The 22,533-nt window shown below is 72.2% G+C and carries 22 protein-coding genes, 1 tRNA gene and 1 pseudogene; 14 read left to right on the top strand and 10 right to left on the bottom strand.

Annotated features, from left to right (window positions below; all coding sequences use genetic code 11):
* Positions 1-70: 70 nt before the first annotated feature.
* Positions 71-1,213 (bottom strand): DUF3344 domain-containing protein, encoded by a 1,143-nt coding sequence (locus ABZX30_RS09975; RefSeq protein ID WP_355931136.1) that lies wholly within the window; start codon positions 1,211-1,213, stop codon positions 71-73.
* Positions 1,214-1,519: 306 nt separating this feature from the next.
* Here ABZX30_RS09975 and ABZX30_RS09970 point away from each other — a divergent pair, with 306 nt between their 5' ends.
* The 3 genes from ABZX30_RS09970 to ABZX30_RS09960 all read left to right on the top strand — a co-directional run bounded on the left by ABZX30_RS09970 (position 1,520) and on the right by ABZX30_RS09960 (position 3,441).
* A complete protein-coding gene (locus ABZX30_RS09970; RefSeq protein ID WP_355931134.1) occupies positions 1,520-1,798 on the top strand; it encodes a hypothetical protein in 279 nt (92 codons plus the stop codon).
* A 259-nt stretch (positions 1,799-2,057) separates the two neighbouring features.
* Positions 2,058-2,591: a tyrosinase family oxidase copper chaperone gene (locus ABZX30_RS09965; RefSeq protein ID WP_355931313.1), complete on the top strand. Its 534-nt coding sequence runs from the start codon at positions 2,058-2,060 to the stop codon at positions 2,589-2,591.
* Positions 2,575-3,441 (top strand): tyrosinase family protein, encoded by an 867-nt coding sequence (locus ABZX30_RS09960; RefSeq protein ID WP_355931131.1) that lies wholly within the window; start codon positions 2,575-2,577, stop codon positions 3,439-3,441. The genes ABZX30_RS09965 and ABZX30_RS09960 overlap by 17 nt, the downstream gene beginning before the upstream one ends.
* A 150-nt stretch (positions 3,442-3,591) precedes the next feature.
* Here the strand turns inward: ABZX30_RS09960 and ABZX30_RS09955 are convergent, their stop codons facing one another.
* From ABZX30_RS09955 to modA, 3 genes are all read right to left on the bottom strand, one after another.
* Positions 3,592-4,710, bottom strand: a complete 1,119-nt coding sequence (locus tag ABZX30_RS09955; protein ID WP_355931128.1) for an ABC transporter ATP-binding protein — start codon at positions 4,708-4,710, stop codon at positions 3,592-3,594.
* Positions 4,707-5,540 carry a molybdate ABC transporter permease subunit gene (modB, locus tag ABZX30_RS09950; RefSeq protein WP_355931310.1) on the bottom strand — a complete coding sequence of 278 codons (834 nt, stop codon included), beginning with the start codon at positions 5,538-5,540 and terminating at the stop codon, positions 4,707-4,709. Before modB ends, ABZX30_RS09955 begins: the two co-directional genes overlap by 4 nt.
* 80 nt (positions 5,541-5,620) lie before the next feature.
* A complete protein-coding gene (gene modA, locus ABZX30_RS09945) occupies positions 5,621-6,457 on the bottom strand; it encodes a molybdate ABC transporter substrate-binding protein (protein ID WP_355931125.1) in 837 nt (278 codons plus the stop codon).
* Positions 6,458-6,627: 170 nt separating this feature from the next.
* On the opposite strand from modA, the gene ABZX30_RS09940 reads away from it, so the two are divergent.
* Both ABZX30_RS09940 and ABZX30_RS09935 read left to right on the top strand, forming a co-directional pair.
* Positions 6,628-7,119 (top strand): molybdopterin-dependent oxidoreductase, encoded by a 492-nt coding sequence (locus ABZX30_RS09940; RefSeq protein ID WP_355931123.1) that lies wholly within the window; start codon positions 6,628-6,630, stop codon positions 7,117-7,119.
* A 137-nt stretch (positions 7,120-7,256) separates the two neighbouring features.
* Positions 7,257-8,027, top strand: a complete 771-nt coding sequence (locus ABZX30_RS09935) for a DUF6193 family natural product biosynthesis protein (protein WP_355931120.1) — start codon at positions 7,257-7,259, stop codon at positions 8,025-8,027.
* A 53-nt stretch (positions 8,028-8,080) separates the two neighbouring features.
* Here the strand turns inward: ABZX30_RS09935 and ABZX30_RS09930 are convergent.
* The 4 genes and pseudogenes from ABZX30_RS09930 to ABZX30_RS09915 form a co-directional block, all read right to left on the bottom strand.
* A pseudogene (locus ABZX30_RS09930) lies at positions 8,081-8,176 on the bottom strand (VOC family protein); the annotation flags it as partial.
* Positions 8,177-8,334: 158 nt separating this feature from the next.
* The gene (locus tag ABZX30_RS09925) at positions 8,335-8,793 is read right to left on the bottom strand and encodes a type II toxin-antitoxin system VapC family toxin (RefSeq protein ID WP_355931117.1); all 459 of its coding nucleotides are present in this window, start codon (positions 8,791-8,793) and stop codon (positions 8,335-8,337) included.
* On the bottom strand, positions 8,783-9,052 hold the full coding sequence (locus ABZX30_RS09920) for a type II toxin-antitoxin system prevent-host-death family antitoxin (protein ID WP_355931115.1): 270 nt from the start codon (positions 9,050-9,052) through the stop codon (positions 8,783-8,785). Before ABZX30_RS09920 ends, ABZX30_RS09925 begins: the two co-directional genes overlap by 11 nt.
* 141 nt (positions 9,053-9,193) lie before the next feature.
* Positions 9,194-9,266 (bottom strand) — tRNA-Arg (locus ABZX30_RS09915).
* Between the two features lie 267 nt (positions 9,267-9,533).
* Between ABZX30_RS09915 and ABZX30_RS09910 the strand changes: the two genes are divergently transcribed.
* The 8 genes from ABZX30_RS09910 (at position 9,534) to ABZX30_RS09875 (ending at position 19,500) form a co-directional block, all read left to right on the top strand.
* Positions 9,534-11,141 carry a dynamin family protein gene (locus ABZX30_RS09910; protein ID WP_355931113.1) on the top strand — a complete coding sequence of 536 codons (1,608 nt, stop codon included), beginning with the start codon at positions 9,534-9,536 and terminating at the stop codon, positions 11,139-11,141.
* 3 nt (positions 11,142-11,144) lie between these two features.
* Positions 11,145-13,469, top strand: a complete 2,325-nt coding sequence (locus ABZX30_RS09905) for a YfjP family GTPase (protein WP_355931111.1) — start codon at positions 11,145-11,147, stop codon at positions 13,467-13,469.
* Between the two features lie 188 nt (positions 13,470-13,657).
* Complete coding sequence (locus ABZX30_RS09900) at positions 13,658-14,101, top strand: single-stranded DNA-binding protein (protein WP_355931108.1); 444 nt, start codon at positions 13,658-13,660, stop codon at positions 14,099-14,101.
* 220 nt (positions 14,102-14,321) lie between these two features.
* The gene (locus ABZX30_RS09895; RefSeq protein WP_355931308.1) at positions 14,322-15,740 is read left to right on the top strand and encodes a Cys-Gln thioester bond-forming surface protein; all 1,419 of its coding nucleotides are present in this window, start codon (positions 14,322-14,324) and stop codon (positions 15,738-15,740) included.
* A gap of 364 nt (positions 15,741-16,104) precedes the next feature.
* Positions 16,105-16,299, top strand: coding sequence for a hypothetical protein (locus tag ABZX30_RS09890; protein WP_355931106.1), 195 nt, complete (start codon positions 16,105-16,107; stop codon positions 16,297-16,299).
* 448 nt (positions 16,300-16,747) lie between these two features.
* The gene (gene ettA, locus ABZX30_RS09885; RefSeq protein WP_355931103.1) at positions 16,748-18,412 is read left to right on the top strand and encodes an energy-dependent translational throttle protein EttA; all 1,665 of its coding nucleotides are present in this window, start codon (positions 16,748-16,750) and stop codon (positions 18,410-18,412) included.
* Positions 18,413-18,418: 6 nt separating this feature from the next.
* The gene (locus ABZX30_RS09880) at positions 18,419-18,829 is read left to right on the top strand and encodes a thioesterase family protein (RefSeq protein WP_355931101.1); all 411 of its coding nucleotides are present in this window, start codon (positions 18,419-18,421) and stop codon (positions 18,827-18,829) included.
* Positions 18,826-19,500: a hypothetical protein gene (locus tag ABZX30_RS09875; RefSeq protein ID WP_355931098.1), complete on the top strand. Its 675-nt coding sequence runs from the start codon at positions 18,826-18,828 to the stop codon at positions 19,498-19,500. Before ABZX30_RS09880 ends, ABZX30_RS09875 begins: the two co-directional genes overlap by 4 nt.
* Before the next feature lie 70 nt (positions 19,501-19,570).
* On the opposite strand, the gene ABZX30_RS09870 is transcribed toward ABZX30_RS09875, so the two are convergent.
* Positions 19,571-19,975, bottom strand: coding sequence for a globin (locus tag ABZX30_RS09870; RefSeq protein WP_355931096.1), 405 nt, complete (start codon positions 19,973-19,975; stop codon positions 19,571-19,573).
* Between the two features lie 85 nt (positions 19,976-20,060).
* Here ABZX30_RS09870 and ABZX30_RS09865 point away from each other — a divergent pair, with 85 nt between their 5' ends.
* Entirely contained in the window at positions 20,061-21,047 is a 987-nt protein-coding gene (locus tag ABZX30_RS09865; protein WP_355931094.1) for a methyltransferase domain-containing protein, read from the top strand.
* A 48-nt stretch (positions 21,048-21,095) separates the two neighbouring features.
* On the opposite strand, the gene ABZX30_RS09860 is transcribed toward ABZX30_RS09865, so the two are convergent.
* Positions 21,096-22,526 (bottom strand): FHA domain-containing protein, encoded by a 1,431-nt coding sequence (locus ABZX30_RS09860; RefSeq protein WP_355931092.1) that lies wholly within the window; start codon positions 22,524-22,526, stop codon positions 21,096-21,098.
* Between the last annotated feature and the right edge of the window lie 7 nt (positions 22,527-22,533).

The raw sequence follows: 22,533 nt of genomic DNA, 5'->3' as shown, positions 1-22,533 counted from the left end.
GAGGCAGGCGGGGAGGCGGAGTTGAGCCAGGCGGGGAGGCGAGGCGGGAGGTGAAGGCGGGGAGGGGACCTCACCGTTTGGCGTCGACGGCGGCGAAGAGCGCGCCGGCCCACACCACGTCCCGCCGGGACGCCAGGCGGAAGGCGAGCCGGTCTCCGCCGTCGCGCAGCCCCCGGCGGAGGTCGAAGACGTCGGAGTCGTAGCCGAGGGTGTTGGTGTACGCGGGGACCCGGCGCGGCGCGGCCTTCCCCGGCTCGCTGATCGTGGAGTTCAGCACGTCGTCGCGGGGGTTGTACCGGTCGGAGAGCCGGGTGACCGTGGTGCGCGGGCGTTGGCCGGCCTTCTTCGTCCGGCTGGTCCGGAGGGTCAGCGTGTCGCCGGTGACACCGCGGTCACCGTCGTACGTGACCAGCCCCGCGCGGCCGCCCGCGCGGGCGGGGAAGCGCAGCCCCGGCAGCCGGAACTCCCGGCCCGCCGCGCCGATCGCCTCGAAGCCGTCCCAGACGGCGAGGTGCCGCAGCGGCTCGGCCTTGTTCTCGTAGGCCACCACCAGCGTCCAGCCGCCCCACGCGCCGGCCGCCGACCGGCCGCCGGCCACGTTGACCTGCGCCACCATGTACAGGCCCGGCCGGCTCCCGCGTACCAGTTCCGTGACGTCCGCCGAGGCCTGGAAGGCGTCCGCGCCGCTCGTGACCTGGTGGCCGACGACGGTGTCCGCGAGCACCTCCTTGTACTCCCCGCCGGGTTCGGCGATCAGCACCCGCCCGTCGTCCTTCGCCGGCTTCTGCTCACCGACGCGCAGATTGCCGCCCCAGTACAGCCGCGCGTAGCTGACCCGCGCGCCCTTGGGCAGACGGACCTCGGCCCGGGAGGAGTTGTAGGTGTTCGGGTCCCGGTCGACGTCGATGTACTCCGTGTCGAAGCGTCCGTTCACACCGGTCCCGCCCGAGCGGGCGGCCGAGCAGGCGTCCCGCGCCGCCCTGGATCCTCCGGCCGCCCCTGCCGCACGGCAGCTGATGGAGGCGTTGGCCGCGCGGACGATCCCGCCGTGCTGCAGCGCGTGGTACCGCTCGGTGAACGCGACACGGCTCGCCTCCGGTGCGGGCGGCGCGGCGGACGCGGCGGCCGGGCCGCCGGACGCGGTCCAGCTCCCGGCGAGGACAAGGGCGCCTGCCGTCACGCGGTGCAACAGTGGGACCAGAGGATGGCGCATGACCGGCGTTGCCCTTTCGGAAAAGGTTGCGGTGTCAAGGGAGGAGCGCGAAGGCGAAGTGCGTGCCAGAGGAGCACGTAGGACGCTTGTCACTCTAGCCGCAAAAATGCCTAATCATCTGAAACCGGACAAGTGTGTCGGAATGATGAATTGGACAGGGGAGCCCCGGTAGGGATCGGGTCCCTCTCAATCTCATATGAGGACTCGGTCATCCCCGTCCGCGGAGTTACCCGACCGGTCGGGGATCGTTGGGTACGGCGACAGACATTTCCGCCGGCTGCCCACGCGGCCGAAGAAAGGAACACGATGAAGTCTCTGAAGGCCGCCGCCGTCGTTGCCGGGTCCCTGGTCATCGCCGGCGCTGCCGCGCCCGCGTTCGCCCTGAACGCCGGCGACGTGACGGGCTCCGGGGTCAACGGCGTGGCGAACAGCCTTGCCAAGGGGCCCGTCCAGGTGGGCCAGCTGCAGAAGCTGGACGCCCTCGACGCCAAGAAGAAGGGCTCGGTGCTGAACTCGGTGCAGGGCTCGACCTCTCGGCTGGCCGGCGGCAAGGCGCTGCTGGGCGGTCTTCCGCTGCACGGCTGAGGGCTTTCCCGGCCGCGATGCCCACCGCTTCCCGGTGTTTCAGGGCATCGCTCCGAAGAGGCCGATTCCGCATCCCGCGGAGTCGGCCTTCGGTTTTGTCCGGGGGTCGTGAAAAACAGGCGGTGCAGTCCTGCGCCGAAAGAGCGAATCCCTCATCTGTGTGGCCTTATGAATACGAATACTCTGCTCGGGTGAATTCGCGGACAAGCGCGTTTTGGTGCGCCACTAGAATGCCGCGGTGAACTCAACCACTAACGGAATGTGCTCTCCGCGAGCTGACGGTCCGGGTACCCGGACCACAGGCCGTAGGCGGTTACTTCTGGGGCTGTTGACGTCGGGCGCCGGTGTGGCGCTCGCCCCCGTACTGGCGGCCTCCTGGCCGGCCGGACCGGTGGAGGAGAGGTTCGAGGAGACCTACCGCCGGCGCCGTCTCGTCGGTGTCCGGCATCGTGCGGGACGGCACGGAGACGACGGAGACGACGGAGACGACGGAGACGACGGGGTGGACGGGGACGACGGCTCGGGCGGGTGGCAGGTCACCGTGGACGGACAGCCGCTTCACCTCATGCGCCGGGCGGACGGCGGCTGGATGACCATGGTCGACCACTACCGGTCCTATCCGACGCCTCTGGCCGCCGCGCGTGCGGCCGTCGACGAACTCGGCCCCACCGAGCGGCTCGGCATGCCGGAGGGCAGCGGCGGTACGACCGGCAGCGGCGGTATGACCGACAGCGGTGCGGCGGGCGGCCGCGCGGGAGCCGAGGGGAACCACCACAGTGGTGTACACGCGTAAGGACGTCAGCACGCTCACCCGGTCCGAGCGGCGTCGGCTCGTCACCGCGTTCCTCGAGGTCAAACGCCGCGGCGAGTACGACGAGTTCGTGCGCACGCACATCGAGTACTACAAGCCCGACGGCGAACGAGGCCTGCGCGCCGCCCACATGGCACCCTCCTTCCTGCCCTGGCACCGCAGTTTCCTGCTGGACCTGGAGCAGGCGCTGCGCCGCGTGGACGATTCGGTGACCGTTCCGTACTGGGACTGGACGCGTGAGCGCAGCCGGACGGCCGCGCCGTGGACCGAGGACCTGCTCGGCGGCACCGGACGCGGCTCCGACCGGCAGGTCACGGCGGGTCCCTTCGCCTGGCGCAACGGCGGGTGGCCCATCAGGGTGGGGGTCACCGACACCCCGTTCCTCCAACGCGACCTGGGCCGCTCGGCGGACCCGATCGCACTGCCGACGGCCCGGGACGTCGAGGCGGCCCTCGCGGATCCGGTCTACGACACGGCGCCGTGGAACTCCACGTCCGCCAGGGGGTTCCGCAACAGACTGGAGGGATGGGGACCGGGGAAGGGCGCCGCCTCGTGGCGCAACCACAACCGGGTCCACCGGTGGGTCGGCGGCCACATGGTGGGCGGCGCCTCCGCCAACGACCCCGTCTTCTGGATGCACCACGCCTTCGTCGACCTCCTCTGGTCCCGCTGGCAGCGGCGCCACCCGAAAGCCCGCTACCTCCCCGCCGCCCCCCTCGCCAAGGGTGACGCCCAGCACGGCCGGGTCGTCGCACGGCGGGAGAAGATGCCGCCGTGGGACCTGACACCGGAGGAACTGCACGACCACAGCCGGATCTACCGGTACGCGTAGCCGACGGTGCGCGGGGACCGGCGACCGCCGACGGCAACTGGCGACCGTCGATACGCAAAACCGGCGACGGCGAAGCAACCGGCGACCGTCGATACGCAACCGGCGATCGACGAACGCCGACCGTCGGTCACGCTCGGCGGGAGCCGTACGTCAGGCGGGGTAGGCGTGGGTCTGGGCGGCCTTGAGCGTCGCCCAGACCGTGGCTCCCGGATGGAGACCGAGTTCGGCCGCGGCCATCGTCGTCAGGTCGGCCGCGAGGGAGAGTTCGCCGGTGAGGTCGGCGCGGATCCGGTCGCCGTGCGTCTCCAGGCCGGCGACCTCGCACCGCCAGAGGTTGCGGGCGCTGGAGGCGGCGGGGCGGTCGCGGTGCAGGGTGACCGCGCTCGGTGGGAAGGCGACGAAGACCGGCCCCGTGAGGCTCTCCGACGTGGTGATCACGCATCCCGTGTCGCTGTGGACGGTGTGCCCCTCCGCCCGCCCCCGGTAGAGGTTCAGGCCGACGAGGTGGGCGATGTAGTCGGTACGCGGGTGGCGGGCGATGCCGGACGGGGTGCCCTCCTGGACGACGCGGCCCCCCTCGACGACGACGAGGCGGTCGGCCAGCACCATGGCGTCCAGCGGATCGTGTGTCACGAGCAGGGCGACGCCCTCGAACTCGGCCAGGTGGCGGCGCAGCCGGGACCGTACCTCCAGGCGGGTGCGGGCGTCGAGCGCGGCGAGGGGCTCGTCGAGGAGCAGCAGCCGGGGGCGGACGGCCAGGGCGCGGGCCAGGGCGACCCGCTGGGCCTGGCCGCCGGAGAGACGGCGAGGCTTGGCACCGGCGTGGGCGGCGAGGCCCATCCGGTCCAGCCACTCGGCCGCCTCGGCGCGGGCCTCCGCCTTGCCCGCGCCGTGGCAGCGCGGCCCGAACGCGACGTTGTCCAGGGCGGAAAGGTGGGGGAAGAGCAGGTAGTCCTGGAAGACGACGCCGATCGGGCGGGACTCCGGGGGCGTACGGTCCAGCGGGGCGCCGTCCAGCCACAGGTGACCGTCGGTGAGCGGGACGAGACCGGCGAGGGCGCGCAGGGCGGTGGTCTTGCCGGCGCCGTTGGGGCCGAGCAGGGCGACGACGTCACCGGGGGCGGCCGTGAGCGCGACGTCGAGACGGAAGGCGCCGCGTTCCACGACCAGGCGGGCGTCCAGCCCCCCGGGAGCCGGGGCGCGACCGCCCGTCGCAGGAGGCGGCGCGGTCCCCTTCTCCGTGCCGGTCCTCTTCTCCGTGCCGGTCATGAGGCGGTCATCCAGCGGTCACGCAACCCCGCGAGCACCGCGACCGACACGGCCAGCAGCACCAGGCTGAGCGCGACAGCGGCCTCGGGGTCGCTCTGCAGGGCGAGGTAGACGGCGAGCGGCATGGTCTGCGTACGGCCGGGGAAGTTGCCGGCGAAGGTGATCGTCGCGCCGAACTCGCCCAGCGCGCGCGCCCAGGCGAGGACCGCGCCCGCCGCGACGCCCGGCGCGATCAGCGGCAGGGTGACCCGGCGGAACGCGGTGAAGCGGGAGGCGCCCAGGGTGGCCGCGGCCTCCTCGTACCGCGGGTCGGCCGCCCGTAGCGTGCCCTCCACACTGATGACGAGGAACGGCATCGCCACGAACGCCTCGGCCACCACGACGCCCGCCGTGGTGAACGGCAGCGTGACGCCGAACCAGGCGTCCAGCCACTTCCCCACGACCCCGTTGCGGCCCAGCGCCATCAGCAGCGCCACGCCCCCCACCACCGGGGGCAGGACCAGCGGCAGCGTGACCAGCGCCCGTACGAGCCCGCGTCCGCGGAACTCGACCCGGGCCAGCAGCCAGGCCAGCGGTACCCCGACCACCAGCGCCACGGCCGTCGCGGCCGTGGCGCACACCAGGGACAACTGGAGCGCCTGCCACACCTCCGTACTGGTCAGCAGGTCCGGCAGGCCCTGCCAGGGCGTACGGACCAGCAGGGCGGCCAGCGGCAGCACCAGGAACACCAGCCCCAGCAGCGCGGGCACGAGCAGCGGCAGCGGCACGCCCCCTCCGGCGTCCGCACGGCCCCGCCCGCGCCGTGGCCCGCGCCGTCGCCCGCGCGTCAAGGTGCCGGACTCGGCCACGTCACCGGACTCGGCCACGTCACCGGAATCGGCCACTGCGGCGGACTCGTCGTGCCGGGAGCTCACGGCTTCAGGAACCCGGCCCCGGTCAGGACCTTCTGGCCCTCGGCGGACCGCACGAACGCGATGAACGCCTTGGCGGCGCCGGCGCTGGGCGCGTTCTTCAGCAGGGCGATGGGATAGTCGTTGACGGCGTCGGCGGACTCGGGGAACTCCACGCCCTCCACCTTGCCACCCGCCGCGCGCACATCCGTCCGGTAGACGACCGCCGCGTCGGCCTCCTTCAGCACCACCTTGTTCAGGGCGGCCTTGACGTCCTCCTCGTAGGAGACCGGGGTGAGCTCGAGCCCGTCGGCCTCCAGGGCCTTCTGCGCGGCGGCGCCGCACGGCACCTCCTTGGCGCACAGCACGACCTTCAGACCGGACTTCGTGAGGTCTTTGAGGGAGGAGACCTTGTCCGGGTTGCCCGGCAGGGTGGCGATCTCCAGCTGGTTGCGTACGAAGGTGACCGGCTCGGTGGCGTTGTCCTTCTTGTCGGTCACGATCGCCATGGTCTTGGGGCTGGCGGAGGCGAACACGTCGGCCGGGGCGCCGCCGGTGATGCTAGCGGCCAGCGAGTCGCTGCCGCCGAAGCTGAAGGTCACCTCGGTACCCGGGTGTGCCTTCTCGAACTCCTTGCCCAGCGTCGTGAAGCTCTCCTTCAGCGAGGCGGCGGCGAACACGGTCACCTTGCCGGACAGCTCCTCCGACGAGGAGTCGTCGGAGGAGGAGGAGTCGTCGGAGGAGGAGCAGGCGCTCATGGCCAGCAGCGCGGCGGCCACCGCACCGGCCACCCGCAAGGTCCGGGTCCGGCGGGTCCGGCGGGTCCGGCGGGTCCGGCACGTGAAACGGGTCGTCACGGGTCCACTCCCTCTGTTCTCATCCCTGGCGAATGCCGATGATAGTGCCGCACATGCGAGGTGAGAAGCAGCTACCTCATTGCATAAGCAGCACCTACTGTCTGTGAGGTTGGCATGTGCGTTTATGTGGGACAGAGGCGCGGGTAGGGACATCCGGGAGGTGGTAGCCCGTGAGTCAGCCCCCCACTGCTGCCGCTACGGCCGCCGTTCCGGTGGCGGAAGTCGTCCTCACCGGTGACCTGGCCCGGCCGGCCCGCCTGACGGTGGCCGCCCTGCTCGCCTGGCCCCGGCACCGGGCGCGGGTCAGCTTCGAATGCGCCACCAGCGGCATCCAGCACCACGCCTTCACCGGCCCGCTCCTGCACGACGTCCTGTCGGCGGCCGGCCCGGTCTTCCACCCCGCCCGCCGCAAGGACCGGCTGCGCTTCCTGATCGCCGTGCGGGGCGCGGACGGCCACCACGCCCTGCTGTCCTGGGCGGAGATCGACCCCGACTTCGGCGGCGCGCCCGTCCTCCTCGCGGTCACCGTCGACGACACCCCGCTCGACCGCAGCGGCCCCCAGCTCGTCCTGCCCCAGGACCGTTGCGGGGCCAGGCACATCAGCGGCATCGAGGAGATACGGGTGGACGGCGGCTACCCCGCGACGAGCGGAGCGTGGTGAACCCGCCGACCGGCCCACCGGGGCGTTCACCTGAGTTCTCCGGTGAACCGTCGTGAACGACGAGGACGGTCCACACCGGGCCCGCTCTTCCGGAGAACTCCCGAACGTGCCCTGAACCGGTGAGTGATCATGTTCGAATGACTCAGCCTTCTTCCGCACGTCGGCCGCTCCAGCCCGATCCCGAGCTCTATCCCGAGGTGGCGGACGCCAGCAGCCTCGCTGCCGCGCTTGCCCGGTGCGCCACCGACAACTGCCTGGACCTCGGTGAGGTCCGGTCGTCGCGTGACGGATCGACGCTCATCCATGCGCGGGTGGGGAGCCGCAACCCACGGCTGGACGACTTCAACGTGAACCTCGGATCCACGGAGCGGGTATTCCTCATCGCCGCGTGGGGCCAAGGTGTGAATCTCACCAACGGCTCCACACCCGACCTCACCGCACTCGCGGTGGCGGCCGCGGCCTGGCACGAGGGCGTCACCTTGGCCGAGCTGCGCACAGCCGCCCCCTTCATGGATTTCGGCGCCCTGGCCCTGGCCCACGAACGAGGCCCTGAGTACGCCGTGGCGGAGAAGTGGCGCCGCTGCCTGGAACCGCACCCGTACAGGGACTTGGACATGATTCGAGCGGCCCACGCCGAGCCCCGGCTGCGTGCGCTGTTCCCCTTCACCAGCCACGGCACCCTGATGTTCAGCAGGTGCACCGGGTTTCCGTTCTCGCGGGACGTTTCCGCGATCTACCCGCTCGGTGGTGGTCGTTATGCGGTGCATCGCCACGGAGAGAAGTTCTCCAAGGAGCCCTCTTACACGGCTCAGGAAGCCGCCGCGGTCGTGGTCGCCCGCATGCCGGACAGCTGGGGGCCGGCGGTCGCCGGGACCGAGCACGACCTGCGCGACCGTGAGAGTCGGTGACCGGCTCTTGCCGCCGGTCACCCGCGGTTGCGGTGGTTGCTGTACTTCCGGGCCGGCCTCACGTACCCCGGCACCTCGCACCAGAAGCGAGCGAGCCGTTCAGGTTCTGCGCAGTCGAAGGTGACTTGGAACCTCTTGATCGGCGTCATCGGGTGACCGTATGGGCGCGTGCCGGCACCGAGACTCCCGTCGCCGGCTCCGTGCAGATCCAGGTCTCGCGCGGCACGAGCCGATGACGGGCGGTGGGGGTCCGCGACCGGGAGAGGAACCCCCTCGGCCTTCGGCGCAGGCCAGCGCGGACAGGGCTCTACCGGTCGTGCAGGATTTCGGGCCGGGTGACGGGCACGATGGTGACCAGATCGTCGAGGCCCTTGAAGTCGCCGGGGTTGGTGGTGAAGAGGGGAAGCTGCTCCGCGGCCGCGGTGGCGGCGATCATCAGGTCGGCCACGCGTCGACGGGGCTTGCGTCCTGCGGAGACAACGGCGGCGCAGATTCTTCCGTAGAGGCGGGCGGCCTCCACGTCGAACGGGATGGGGTCGAATTCGTTCTCGGCGCGCTGCAGGACGTCCATGCGGCGGGCCCGCTCGGCATGTTCGTCGTAGTCGCTCTGCTCGCCGGTGCCGCGCACCTGGTGGGGCCCGGCGGAGAGTTCCGCCAGGGTAATGGCGCTGATGGCCATCTCGGCGGGCAGTTCGTCGGCGTCGATCCACTTGCGCAGGATCATGATGTTGGTGTCGAGCAGTCCCTGCTCGTGCTCAACGGGCATACGGGTCGTCCAACTCCTGCTCGACGGCGGCGTCCTGGTCGTCGCGGAAGGCGCCCAGTGAGATGTCGGGGGCGGTGCGTGACATGGCCGCGAACTCGGCACGGGGAACGAAGCGGCGACGGCGGCGGAGCGGGATCAGCTCGCCGACACGGTGGCCGTCGCGAGTGACGGTGAACGCCTGTCCTCCCTGGACGGCATCCATGATCTCCTTGGAGCGGGTGCGCAGATCGCGCTGAGTGATCTCCGGCTGCGCTGTCATGTGTCCACGATAACGAAGTGTGCTACCCGGTGCTACATCGTTACCCGCGATGGCGGGCAGGCGAGGCGCCTGCCCATCGAGCGATGTGCATCCGGACGCGAAAGAGCCCCTCACGCGTTTCTGCGGGTGAGAGGCTGTATGCGCCCCCGGCAGGACTCGAACCTGCGGCCAAGCGCTTAGAAGGCGCCTGCTCTATCCACTGAGCTACGGGGGCCGGGGACAAGGATAGGGCTCCTGCTTCCTTGTCCCTGTTGCTTCGCCTCCGTGGCTCGATGTGGAGGTTCGGTGAAGCGGTCCTGATAATCGCAGGCAGGTGCGAATCGTGCACCGCTTTTGGCCTCCGGCGCCATCGGGTGTTGTGCACTCGTTATGCCCGGACTGCGCCCGCGTCCCAGTCGTCCTCTGTGCCCGTTCTGTCCCTTCGGCGCGCAGACATGTCTATATGCTTTAGAATTCCCCCAAAATTGGGCATTCTTCGCATGTGGTGACCTTGGACGTACGGCCTCAGCTGCTCGACGCACTCTCCGCCCTGCGCGACCGTGTCGCTGCCGCACGCTTCCCGCTGCCCTTGGCGGGGGCCCCACGCGCGCGTGCCAACCGCGACGAACTACTGGCGCAGCTCGACGACTACTTGGTGCCCCGCCTGCGGGAGCCCGAGGCGCCGTTGCTGGCGGTCGTAGGAGGTTCGACCGGGGCGGGCAAGTCGACGCTGGTCAACTCCCTCGTGGGGCGACGGGTCAGCGAGGCGGGCGTGCTGCGGCCGACGACCCGGACGCCGGTGCTGGTCTGCAACCCGCAGGACCATCACTGGTTCAGCGGGATGCGGGTGCTGCCCCACCTCAACCGCGTATGGGAGCCCCAACGGGACCCGGCGGACGACTTCCCGCTCCCCACCGAGGATCCCGGGCGCGTGCTGCGGATCGAGACCGCCGAAAGCCTCCCGTGCGGGCTCGCCCTGCTCGACGCGCCGGACATCGACTCCCTGGTCGCCGAGAACCGTGTGCTCGCCGCCGAACTCATCTGCGCTGCCGACATCTGGGTGATGGTGACCACGGCCGCCCGATACGCCGACGCGGTCCCCTGGCACCTGCTGCGCACCGCGAAGGAGTACGACGTCACTCTGGTGACCGTGCTCGACCGGGTGCCCCACCAGGTGGTCTCCGAGGTCTCGCGGCAGTACGGCGCGCTGCTGACCAAGGCCGGGCTCGGCGACGTACCCCGGTTCACCGTGCCCGAGCTGCCCGAGTCGGCCTGGGGAGGCGGCTTGCTGCCGGCCACCGCCGTCGCCCCGCTGCGCAGCTGGTTCCTGCAGCAGGCGCACGATCCAGCGTCCCGGCAGCACGTCATGGGACGCACCGCGTACGGCCTCCTCGACTCGCTCAACGCGCGGTTGCCCGAGCTGGCCGCCGCGACCTCCGCCCAGTACGCGGCCGCCCTGCGGCTTACGGCCGCCGTCGACTCGGCGTACGACAGCGAGCACGCACGCCTGCGGGGACGGCTGCAGGCCGGGGCCGTACTCGCCGGGGACGCGCTCAAGCGCTGGCGCGCCTTCCCGCTGGACTGCACCGCCGGGGAACTCCTCGACGCCCTGGCGGAGAGCCTGGCCGCACTGCTGCTGTGCGCCGTCACGGCCGCCGATGAGCGTGTGGACGACGCCTGGCGGCGCGAGCCGGCCGCGGAAGCCCCCGGCCTCACCGCACGGGATCCGTCCCTGGGCAGCGCCGAACACCGCATCGGGCTCGCCGTACGGCGCTGGCGGCGCGAACTCGAGGAGTACGCCGAGGACGAGGTGCGCGAACTCGACCGCAGCGTCGCCCCGGACCCGGAGGTCGTCGCCGCTCTGGTCGCCACCGCGCTGCTCGGCGGCCGCCGGGCGCGCTCCGCGGGCGAGGCGCTCGGCGAGCGGATCGGCGCCCACGGCGCGCTGCGGCTGCGCGACCGGGCCGGACGGCTGCTCGCCGACTACGTGGACCGGGTGATCCACGGCGAACGCGAACGCCGTCTCGCCCCGCTCGACGCCCTGGAGGTCCATCCCGAACCGCAGGCCGAACTCATCGCCGCGCTGTCCGTACTGCAGAAGGAGAGGTGACCGGTGACCGCCGTCACTGACCAGGACCACACCGGCCACATGGAGACCACGCGTCACATGGACGATCAACTCGGCCGCATCGACCACGTAGGCCGCATGGGTCAGGCCGACCCCAGCGAACGCGGTACGGATCGCGGGGCGGACCGCGGTCAGACTGATCGCGCCGCGGACCGCGGTCAGGAGGACGGCGGCGCGGGCCCCGGCACGGACGGCGGCACCGGCGGCACCAGTGGCACCGGCGGCGCCAGTGGCACTGGCAGCCCCGGCAGCGCCGTGCGCACCGACCACTCCGACCGCCGCCCCACCGGCGAAGCGGCCCCCGCAGAGCCGGCCCCGGCTCCCAGGCGCGAGGGCGACGGCCGCCCCGGTCAGGATCCGTCACCGGCCGCCCCCCGCCCGGCCCGGCCCGAGAAGGCCGGCGCGACGGGCGTGAACGGAGGCGGGGACACGGACAAGGACAACGACAGGGGCAACGACAGGGGCAAGAACAAGGAGAGGGACGAGGACAGCGGCGAGCAGGCGAGGATCGCGCAGCACGCGCGCGTGCGGGACACCGCCGCCCCCGAACCGGCGGCCGACTCCACCGACGTCTGGGACGACGGCCTCATCGCCCGGCGGGTGACCGAGACCGCCGCCGCCGACCAGGTCTCCGCCTTCGAAACCAGGAAGCCCGGCTCCCAGCAGGTCACCCCGCTCGCCTACGACGGTCCACTGCGTTCCCGCCTCGACGCCCTGCGCGAACTGGTCGGGCTCTCCCGCACCCGGCTCGACAGCCGCACGCTCGCCGAGGCGGGCCGGGTCCTCGACGAGGCGGCGGCCCGCCGCAAGCTCTCCGGCCAGCACACCGTCGTAGCCATCGCCGGCGCCACCGGCAGTGGCAAGTCGCAGTTGTTCAACGCCCTGGCCGGGGTCGCCATCTCGGAGACCGGCGTACGGCGGCCGACCACCGCCGCGCCCATCGCGTGCAGCTGGAGCGACGGCGCGGCGACCCTGATCGACCGGCTGTGCATCCCCGGACGGCTGCGCCGCCGGCCGATGCACAGCGCGGAGAACGACCAGCTGCGCGGGCTGGTCCTGATCGACCTGCCCGACCACGACTCCGCGGCCGTCGAGCACCGGGAGCACGTGGACCGCATCCTGCGGCTGGTCGACGCGGTCATCTGGGTCGTCGACCCGGAGAAGTACGCCGACGCGATGCTCCACGAGCGCTATCTGCGGCCCCTGGCGGGCCACGCCGAGGTCATGTTCGTCGTCCTGAACCAGGTCGACCGGCTCCCCGGCGACGCCGCCCACCAGGTCCTGGACGACCTGCGGCGGCTGCTCGACGAGGACGGTGTCGCCCTGGGGGAGTACGGCGAACCGGGCGCCGTCGTGCTGGCCGTGTCCGCGCTCACCGGGGACGGCATGGGTGATCTGCGGGAGGCGCTCGGGCAGTTCGTGGCCGAGCGCGGGGCGGCGGCCCGCCGCATCTCGGCCGACGTGGACTCCGCCGCCGCCCGGTTGCGGCCCGTGTACGCCACCGGGCGGCGCATCGGGCTGAGCGAGGAGGCGCGGGAGGAGTTCGCCGCCCGGCTCGCGGACGCCGTGGGCGCCACCGCCGCGGGCGAGGCCGCCGAACGCGCCTGGCTGCGCAATGCCAACCGGGCCTGCGGCACGCCCTGGATGCGGCTGTGGCGGTGGTGCCAGGGCCGGCGTGAACCCACGACGGGCCGGCTCACCGTGGGGGCCCCGGTGGACGAGGAGGCCACCGCCCGCCAGCGCGTCGAGCAGGCGGTCCGCACGGTGGCCGACCGGGCCTCCGCGGGGCTGCCCACGCCCTGGGCGCAGGCGGTGCGCGAGGCGGCCGTACGCGGCTCCCAGGGACTGTCCGAGACGCTGGACGAGCTGGCGGCGCGGGCCGGGATGCCGCCCGGGCGCCCGCCGCGGCCGGGCTGGTGGCCGGTGGCCGTACTGGCCCAGGCGGCGATGACCCTGCTGCAGATCGTGGGTGGTCTGTGGCTGCTGGGGCAGATCGTCGGCGTCATGGCGCCCAATCTGGGCGTGCCGGTGCTGCTGATGATGTCCGGCATCGTCGGCGGGCCGCTCATCGAATGGGGCTGCCGGATGGCGGCGCGAGGCCCGGCACGGCGCCACGGCCTGGAGGCGGAACGCCGGCTAAGGGAGGCCGCGGCGGGCTGTGGCCGGGCCCGGGTGCTCGATCCGGTGGCCGCGGAGCTGCTGCGGTACCGCGAGGTGCGGGAGCAGTACGGGCGGGTGACGAGGGCGGGGGCCACAGTGGGGCGACCCCTGCCCCAGGGAAGGGGTGGATCCCTGCCTTCGGGCAGATGAACCACTCGTCCGGGTGAGGGAGTTCTCCACAGCCGGACGGTGGTCCACAGCGCTCGGCGGGCCCGTCCCGACGGCGGCAGTCTGGTCCCACGGCGATCGCGACGCACGACACGGCAGTGCGCGACGCGACCGACGTACCGGACGCAGCCGTACGGGACGGGCCCGTACGCGTGAGGGAGGGATCCGCGATGAACGAGACGATGGTGTGCGTGGTGGGCAACGTGGCGACGAAGCTGACGTACCGCGATCTGGCCTCGGGCCCGTCGGTGCGCTTCCGGCTGGCGGCGACGCCGCGCTACTGGGACCGCGACAGGAACGTCTGGACGGACGGCAGCACGAACTACTTCACCGTGTGGGCCAACCGTCAGCTCGCCGCCAACACGGCGGCCTCGCTGAACCTCGGCGATCCTGTCGTCGTCCACGGCCGGCTGAAGGTGCGCGAGGAGACGCGCGACGGGCAGAAGTGGGTCTCCGCGGACATCGACGCCGTGGCGATCGGCCACGACTTGGCCCGCGGCACCTCGGCCTTCCTGCGCACGCCCAAGCCCGAGGCGGCCCTCCCGCGCAGGCCGGAACCCGCCTGGGAGACACCGCCCGGCGAACAGCATCCGGAACCGGCCACGGTGACGTGACGTCAGCCATGGCTGCGATAACGATTCCGAGTCGGATCGCTCATCCGACGATATGACCGCCGAGCGGCGTGTGCTTGATCCATAGGATGCCGGGCGTAGCCCTCGGGGCTGCCTTCTGCCTTCCTGATTCTGCTGGTGGGACCGTTCCCCCCACACCAACGGGTCCTGCTCGAAGGGGAATTTAGTGCTTTCTGCGTTCTCTGGGTCCTCGGAGGTCGCCCTGACGTCCGCGTGTTCCGCGCGCGGACGCGGGCCGGCCCGTGCTGCCGCCGCGGCCCTGGTCACCGGGCTGGTGGCCGCCGGCCTGCTGGCCGGAGCCGGTGCGGCAGCCGCCGACGGGACGCCGCAGCACCGGGGCGGCGCGACCGCCACCATCGGCGGCCTGAAGACGTACGGCGAGGCCGTGATCCACGAGGACGGCGGCGACCAGCGGGTGTCCGCCGGGCTGTTCGAGATGTCCGTCGAGGGCGGCGGCACCCTGCAGACGTACTGCGTCGACCTGCGCAACCCCACGCAGAAGGATGCCAAGTACCAGGAGACCTCCTGGAGCGAGACCTCGCTCGGCACCAACAAGAACGCCGGCCGGATCCGCTGGATCCTGCAGAACTCCTACCCCCAGGTCAACGATCTCGCGTCGCTGGCCGGCCGGGCGGGTGTCCGCGGGCTCACCGAGCAGGACGCCGCGGCGGGCACACAGGTCGCCATCTGGCGCTGGTCCGACGGCGCCGACGTCGACGCGGTGGACCCGCAGGCCGAGAAGCTCGCGGACTACCTGGAGAAGAGCGCCCGCGCCGTGGCGGAGCCCGCCGCCTCCCTCACCCTCGACCCGCCCGCGGTCTCCGGCCGGCCCGGCGGACTGCTCGGCCCGGTGACCGTGCACACCAACGCGCGCAGCGTGACGGTGACACCGCCGGCGGACGCGGCGATCACCGGCGTCCGCGTCGTCGACAAGAACGGCAAGCCGGTCACCTCCGCCTCGGACGGCAGCCGCCTCTTCTTCGACGTCCCCGAAGACCCGGACGGGGGCACCGCCCACGCGTCGGACAGCGGGGGAGGCTCGGCCGAACTGACGGTGCAGGCCTCGACCAGCGTCCCGGTCGGCCGCGCCTTCACCTCCGACAGCCGCAGCCAGACCCAGATCCTGGCCGGCTCCAGCGAGTCGACGGTCTCCGCCACCGCGAGCGCCCGCTGGGCGGCCGCGGGCGCGATACCGGCGCTGTCGGCCACCGAGAACTGCGCCAAGGGCACCCTGGACATCACCGGCACCAACACGGGCGACAAGCCGTTCACCTTCTCGCTGATGGAAACCGAGTACACCATTCCCGCGGGCGCCACCCGCACGGTGACGGTCCCCCTCCAGGAGGACCAGGCCTACGACTTCACGATCACCGGCCCGAACGGCTTCCAGCAGCGCTTCACCGGCGTCCTGGACTGCCACACCCAGACCGACGCGACGGGCGACACCATCCAGACCCTCAGCGGACCGAGCCCCGCGTCGGTGGGCGGCACGGCCGTTGACCCGAACCTCGCCGCGACCGGCGGCTCCGCCATCACCCCACTGATCGCGGGCGTGGCGATCGGGCTCGTGGTCATCGGGGGCGGAGTACTGGTACTGCTCCGGCGACGGGAGGCCCAGTGAGCCGGCCCTGAGGCCCCGCTCCGCCACGTGGGCCCGAGCTCGCCGGCGAGCGCGGGAGTCGCCCGTCGGCTCGTAGGGTGCCGAACTGGCCGGCGAGGTGGGAGAGGGCGCCGTTCCCGGCCGCGGGCACATTGCGGCGAGCGTGGTGAGCTCCCGTCCCGTCCACCGTCGCCCCAGGCAGAGCCGAGCAGACGCGGCCCATGGCGTCCAGGTCCTTCGTACAGTGGCGCGCTCCACCCGGACGCCATGAACCACGCCCGCTCCCCTGTGTGTGGGTCGACGGCGGACGGGATGGCAGCTGGGGACAGTGGTGGGCCGGGAGAAGGAGTCGGCCGCGCCATCTATCCTTTGGAGCAGGGGTGCCATGACCGATCGAGATGGGTACGACGACAGCGACTACGAGAGCGCAGTCGAGCGGTCCGAGCGGGTAACCCGGGTGGGACGGACCGCGATTCTCGGCGTGACGGCAGTGGTCTGCGTTGCCGCGATCGCTGCCGTTGTGGTCTGCCTGGTCGCGGTCGTCGGCATGGTCTATGTCGTCATGGTCGTCAACCGGTAGCACGTCACTCAGCTTGCCAAGAGAGCCTTGCCGGTCTGACTCCGACGGACATCGTGTCCAGTGTCCTCTTCGGCGCCATCGCGGTAGGGGCCGGAGCGCTCAGGGATCGACGTGCTGCGCGACGTACTGAGAACGGCTGAGGTGCGTGCCACACCCGTGCCAGGTCTGACGGGGAGCCACGGGGAACCGCAGTCGCCGGCGGGTGCCTGCCCCTCGACCCACCCAAACTGGTGACGGTCCGGCGGAGACTCTGGGCCGTCTCTGGGCCGTGCGAGGGTGCCCGAGGGTGCTCACCAGCGACCGACAGTGACAGGTGAGCCTCCGCTACCGGCAGCAAAATGCCAGGTCAGGGGATCGTGGCCAGATGGGTTTCCGCCCAGGGGTGGCGGTCGGGCAAGATGGGCTGTATCTGCCCACTGCCAGATTTCAAGCTGCCGGACGGTTTCTCTTGGCTGAGTTCATTTACACCATGCGCAAGGCGCGCAAAGCGCACGGCGACAAGGTGATCCTCGACGACGTCACCCTGAACTTCCTGCCGGGGGCGAAGATCGGCGTCGTCGGCCCGAACGGTGCCGGTAAGTCGACCGTGCTGAAGATCATGGCGGGGCTGGAGCAGCCGTCGAACGGCGACGCGTTCATCTCCCCCGGGTACAGCGTCGGCATCCTGCTCCAGGAGCCCCCGCTGAACGAGGAGAAGACCGTCCTGGAGAACGTCCAGGAGGGTGTCTCCGAGATCAAGGGCAAGCTCGACCGGTTCAACGAGATCGCCGAGCTCATGGCGACCGACTACTCCGACGCGCTGCTCGACGAGATGGGCAAGCTCCAGGAGCAGCTCGACCACGCCAACGCCTGGGACCTCGACGCCCAGCTCGAGCAGGCCATGGACGCGCTGGGCTGCCCGCCCGGGGACTGGCCGGTCACCAACCTCTCCGGTGGTGAGCGCCGCCGCGTCGCGCTGTGCAAGCTGCTGCTGGAGCAGCCCGACCTGCTGCTGCTCGATGAGCCCACCAACCACCTCGACGCCGAGTCGGTGAACTGGCTGGAGCAGCACCTCGCCAAGTACGAGGGCACCGTCGTGGCCATCACCCACGACCGGTACTTCCTCGACAACGTCGCCGAGTGGATCCTCGAGCTCGACCGCGGCCGCGCCTACCCGTACGAGGGCAACTACTCCACGTACCTGGAGACCAAGGCGACCCGCCTCAAGGTCGAGGGCCAGAAGGACGCCAAGCGGCAGAAGCGGCTCAAGGAAGAGCTGGAGTGGGTGCGGTCCAACGCCAAGGGGCGGCAGGCCAAGTCCAAGGCGCGTCTGGCGCGCTACGAGGAGATGGCCGCCGAGGCCGAGAAGATGCGGAAGCTGGACTTCGAGGAGATCCAGATCCCGCCGGGCCCGCGGCTGGGCAACGTGGTCGTCGAGGTCAACAACCTCAACAAGGCCTTCGGCGAGAAGGTGCTGATCGACGACCTGTCCTTCACGCTGCCGCGCAACGGCATCGTCGGGGTCATCGGTCCGAACGGCGCCGGCAAGACCACCCTCTTCAAGATGATCCAGGGGCTGGAGACGCCCGACTCCGGCAGCATCAAGGTCGGCGACACGGTCAAGATCTCGTACGTCGACCAGAGCCGCGAGAACATCGACCCGAAGAAGACGCTGTGGGCCGTCGTCTCCGACGAGCTGGACTACATCAACGTCGGACAGGTCGAGATGCCGAGCCGCGCGTACGTCTCCGCGTTCGGCTTCAAGGGCCCGGACCAGCAGAAGCCCGCCGGGGTCCTCTCCGGAGGTGAGCGCAACCGGCTCAACCTCGCGCTCACCCTCAAGCAGGGCGGCAACCTGCTGCTCCTCGACGAGCCGACCAACGACCTGGACGTCGAGACCCTCAGCAGCCTGGAGAACGCGCTGCTCGAGTTCCCCGGGTGCGCGGTGGTCGTCTCCCACGACCGATGGTTCCTCGACCGCGTCGCCACGCACATCCTCGCCTACGAGGGTGACTCCAAGTGGTTCTGGTTCGAGGGCAACTTCGAGTCGTACGAGAAGAACAAGATCGAGCGGCTGGGCCCGGACGCCGCGCGTCCGCACCGCGCCACCTACAAGAAGCTGACCCGGGGCTGATCGGTCTTGCGCCACATCTACCGCTGCCCGCTGCGCTGGTCGGACATGGACGCGTACGGCCACGTCAACAACGCGGTCTTCATCCGTTACCTGGAGGAGGCCCGGATCAACTTCTTGCACCGTCCGGAGAAGGAGTTCAAGCAGGGGTCGGTGGTGGCGCGCCACGAGATCGACTACAAGCGGCAGCTCGTCCACCGGCACCACCCGGTGGACATCGAGCTGTGGGTCAGTGAGATCAAGGCCGCGTCCTTCACCATCACCTACGAGGTGAAGGACGACGACCTGGTCTACGTACGGGCCTCGACGGTGGTCGTGCCGTTCGACTTCGAGACCCAGCGGCCGCGCCGGATCACCGCGGAGGAGCGGGAGTTCCTCCAGGAGTACCGGGACGACGAGGAGGAGGCCGTCGCCGCATGACGGTGCTCCCTCTCGCCGACGAGGGGGAGGCGGCCGACCTCACCGCCTTCCTCGCCCGGCTGCTCCACTACGACCGGGGGGCCGCCGTGCGCCTCCAGGCCGCGGGGACCGCGCTCGCCGTGTTCGGGCGGCCGCCGTCGTTCGAGGTGCTGGCGATCCGCGCGGTGCGGCTGGAGAAGCCGTACGAGGACGGGCTGGACGCCACGCTGGACGTGACCGTGTCCGCGGGTGAGCTCCTCGAGTCCGTCGACGAGACGGCGGCCACGGCCGTCGTCCCCGGCGCGGTGACCGGGCCGCCGTGGGCGGGGGTCCTCCCGCCGCGCGGCGGGTGGCGGGCCGAGCCGGGACTTCCGGCGCCCGACGCCCTGCGGACCACGGTCGCCGCCGCCGTCGCCGAATTCCGCTCCCGCACGCAGGAGTTGGCGCCCGAGCTGCGGACCCGCGCCGAGCTCGACCGGATCGGGCGGCAGATCTGGTCCCGGACGGTCGCGGACACCGCCCTTCCGGTGCGGGCCGTGCACGCGGCCCAGTCGCTGGGGTTCCTGCGCCCCGGTGGCGCGGGCGGCCTGGGACTGTTCTCGTCGGGCGCGTGGCTCAGGCTGCGCACGCCGTACGGGTCCGTCGCCGTGCGCACGGCGGGACTCGGGACACTGGGCTTCAGCGTCCGCTGACCCGCCGGGCGCCTTGATCACCCGGCGGCGACCGGCGGCCACCGGCGGTCAGTCGACGGTCACCCGGCGGTCAGCCGGCGGTGTTGATCATCGAGGCGGCCGCGTACGTCAGGTAGTTCCACAGCTGGCGCTCGTGCTCCTCGGACAGGCCGAGCTCGTCGACGGCCTCCCGCATGTGCCGCAGCCAGGCGTCGTGGGCCGCCCGGTCGACGGCGAAGGGGGCGTGGCGCATGCGCAGGCGGGGGTGGCCGCGGTTGTCGCTGTACGTCGTGGGGCCGCCCCAGTACTGGATGAGGAAGAGCCTCAGCCGCTCCTCGGCCGGCCCCAGGTCCTCCTCCGGGTACATCGGCCTGAGCAGCGGGTCCTCGGCGACCCCCTGGTAGAAGCGGTGGACCAGGCGGCGGAAGGTCTCCTCCCCGCCGACCTGCTCGTAAAAGGTCTTCTCCTGAAGCGTGCCGCGCCGGATCTCGTTCACGTACCCATGGTCTCAGACGCCCCGGCCGGGGACCGAGGCCCCGGGACCACTCGCCCCCGGCCGCTCGGCGCCGCACAGTGGACGCATGGGGTCGTACGCGCTCGACGACGAGGAGTTCGCCGAACTCGCCGCCTCCGCGCGGGCCGCGCTGGTGCGGGAGATCGACGCGAGCGGGGCCTGGGACGCCGATCCGGTGTGGCGTGCGGTGTTCGCCCAGGTGCCGCGGCACCTGTTCGTGCCGTACTACTACGTCGCCGCCGCGCGCGGCTACGAGTGCAGATGGGGCGAGAGCCCGGACGCCGGGGCGCGGCGGCGCTGGCTGGGCGGCGCCTACGCCGACGCCCCGCTGGCCACCCGGCTGCGGGACGGGGAACTGCTCTCCTCCAGCAGCCAGCCCTCGCTGATGGCCCAGATGCTCGCCGAACTGCGGGTGCGGGACGGCGACCGGGTGCTGGAGGTCGGCGCGGGCACCGGTTACAACGCGGCCCTGCTCGCCCAGCGGCTCGGCGACGACGACCTGGTCACCACCGTCGACCTGGAGCCGGAGATCACCGAGTCGGCCCGGCGGCACCTGGCCGCCGCCGGGTACCACCCGGCCGTCGTCACCGGCGACGGAGCGCGCGGCGTCCCCGAACGCGCCCCCTTCGACCGGATCATCGCGACCTGCGCCCTGCCGTCGGTGCCGCGCGCCTGGCTCGCCCAGTGCCGTCCCGGCGCGCGCGTCCTGACGCCGCTCGCCACCGGCCTGGTGGCGCTGACCGTGCGGGACGCCGGGCACGCCGAGGGCCGCTTCCTCGCCACTCCGGCGTTCTTCGTGCCGCTCCGCGGCGAGCACCGGCCGGAGCCGGAGCCGGTGTCCCTGGAGGGGCTGCCCCCGCGGGCCCGCGGGCAGGAGCTGTTCCGCTTCCTGCTGGCGCTCACCCGGGGTACGCCCGCTCCCCGGGAGGCGTACGCCCTCTGGAAGCGCCAGGGCATGCCCCCGCGCGAGCGGTACGGCGTCACGGTCAGCGGCGACCACGAGTGGGCCTGGCTGGACGACCCGGAGGGGCCGCACACCTGGCCCCTCCCGTGAACGTGCCCCTCCCGTGAGCCTGCCCCGGCCGGCCGCCGGCCGCGGCGGCTAACCGCGCCGGACGGTGATCGTCGTCCAGGCGCCCACGTGCACCCGGTCGCCGTCCCGCAGCGGTACCGGCACGAAGGGCTGGATCGGTTCCTCGCCGCCGTTGACCGTGGTGCCGTTGGTCGAGTTCTGGTCGACGACCGCCCAGCTGCCGTCCGGCTGCTGCACCAGCACCGCGTGCTGGTGCGAGACGCCCGGGTCCTCCGGCGGCACCGACAGGTCGATGTCCGGGGTGTCGCCGGTGGAGTGGCGGCGGCGGCCGATGGTGACCTGGTTGCCGGTGAGCGTGCGCTGCTGCTCGGGCGAGTACGCGGGCAGGTTCAGGCCCGCGGCCTCGGGGCCGGAGCGCTGCATCATCGCCATGAAGTACTCGCGGTCCGGGCCGATCGTCGCCGTCCAGGTGGCCGGGCCCTGCGGAGCCTGCGGGTAGCCGGGGCCGGGCGGGGCCTGGGTGGCGCCGGGCTGCGGGTAGCCGTAGCCGCCGCCGGGAGCGCCGGCCGGATTCGCGGACGAGGGCGGGGGGATCACCCAGTCGTCGTCACCGCCGCCGAAGGACGGACCGCCCGGCTGGGGGCGGCGGGTCTCCTGCGGGAAGGCCGGCGGGGCGGGCGGGCCGGACTGCTGGAAGGCGGACGGCGGACCACCGGCCGTGGTACCGGGGCCGGGGGGCGGCGGAACCTGCCGCGACGGGGCGCCACCGAAGCCGCCGGGTCCGGGCGCACCGGGATGACCGCCGTGGCCGGACGGGTCACGGCCGAACGGCGGGGGACCGGCCGGATTCTGACCGCCGCCGAAGCCGCCCTGGCCGGGACCACCCGGACCGCGCTGACCGGGACCGCCCTGGCCGCGCTCGCCGCCGAAACCCTGGGGACCGCCCTGGCCGGGACCGCCCTGTCCGGGACCGCCCTGGCCGGGACCGCCCTGACCGGGACCGCGCTGGCCGCGCTCGCCGCCGAACGGCGTCGGGCCGGACGGCTCGCTGCCGAAGGGGTTCGGCGGGATCGGCTCGGCGGGCCGGTTCATCTGCGACGGGCGCGAGCCCTGGTACTCGTACGAGTCACCGCCGCCGTAGGACGGGCCGGGCGGCTGGAAGCGGGGGGAGGCCGGGCCCGGCGCGGGCGTGCGCGGGGCGGCCGGGGTGTAGGAGGTGGCCGTGTTGGTCAGGAAGTTCCAGCGGCACTCCTCGCAGAACGGCGCACCGCCCTCGCGGGGCGTGCGGCACTGCGGGCAGAGTTCCGGTTCCGTGTTCGGCACGGAGGACAGGTGGCGTCCGCCGGGCTGGCCGCCGTGGCCGGGGGGCGGCGGCGGGAACCCGTACCCACCGCCGGGGGGCGGCGGAGGGGGCGGAGGCACGGCACCGGCCATGCGGTGACCGCAGACCTCGCACCAGTCGTCGGAACCCGACTGGTGTCCGTTCGGGCAGGTCGGCATGTCGGCG

This window comes from Streptomyces sp. NPDC004542 (genome assembly GCF_040610035.1).
GTDB lineage: Bacteria > Actinomycetota > Actinomycetes > Streptomycetales > Streptomycetaceae > Streptomyces.
Note: the sequence above shows the minus strand (reverse complement) of the source record. Positions and strands in the feature narration are given on the sequence as shown.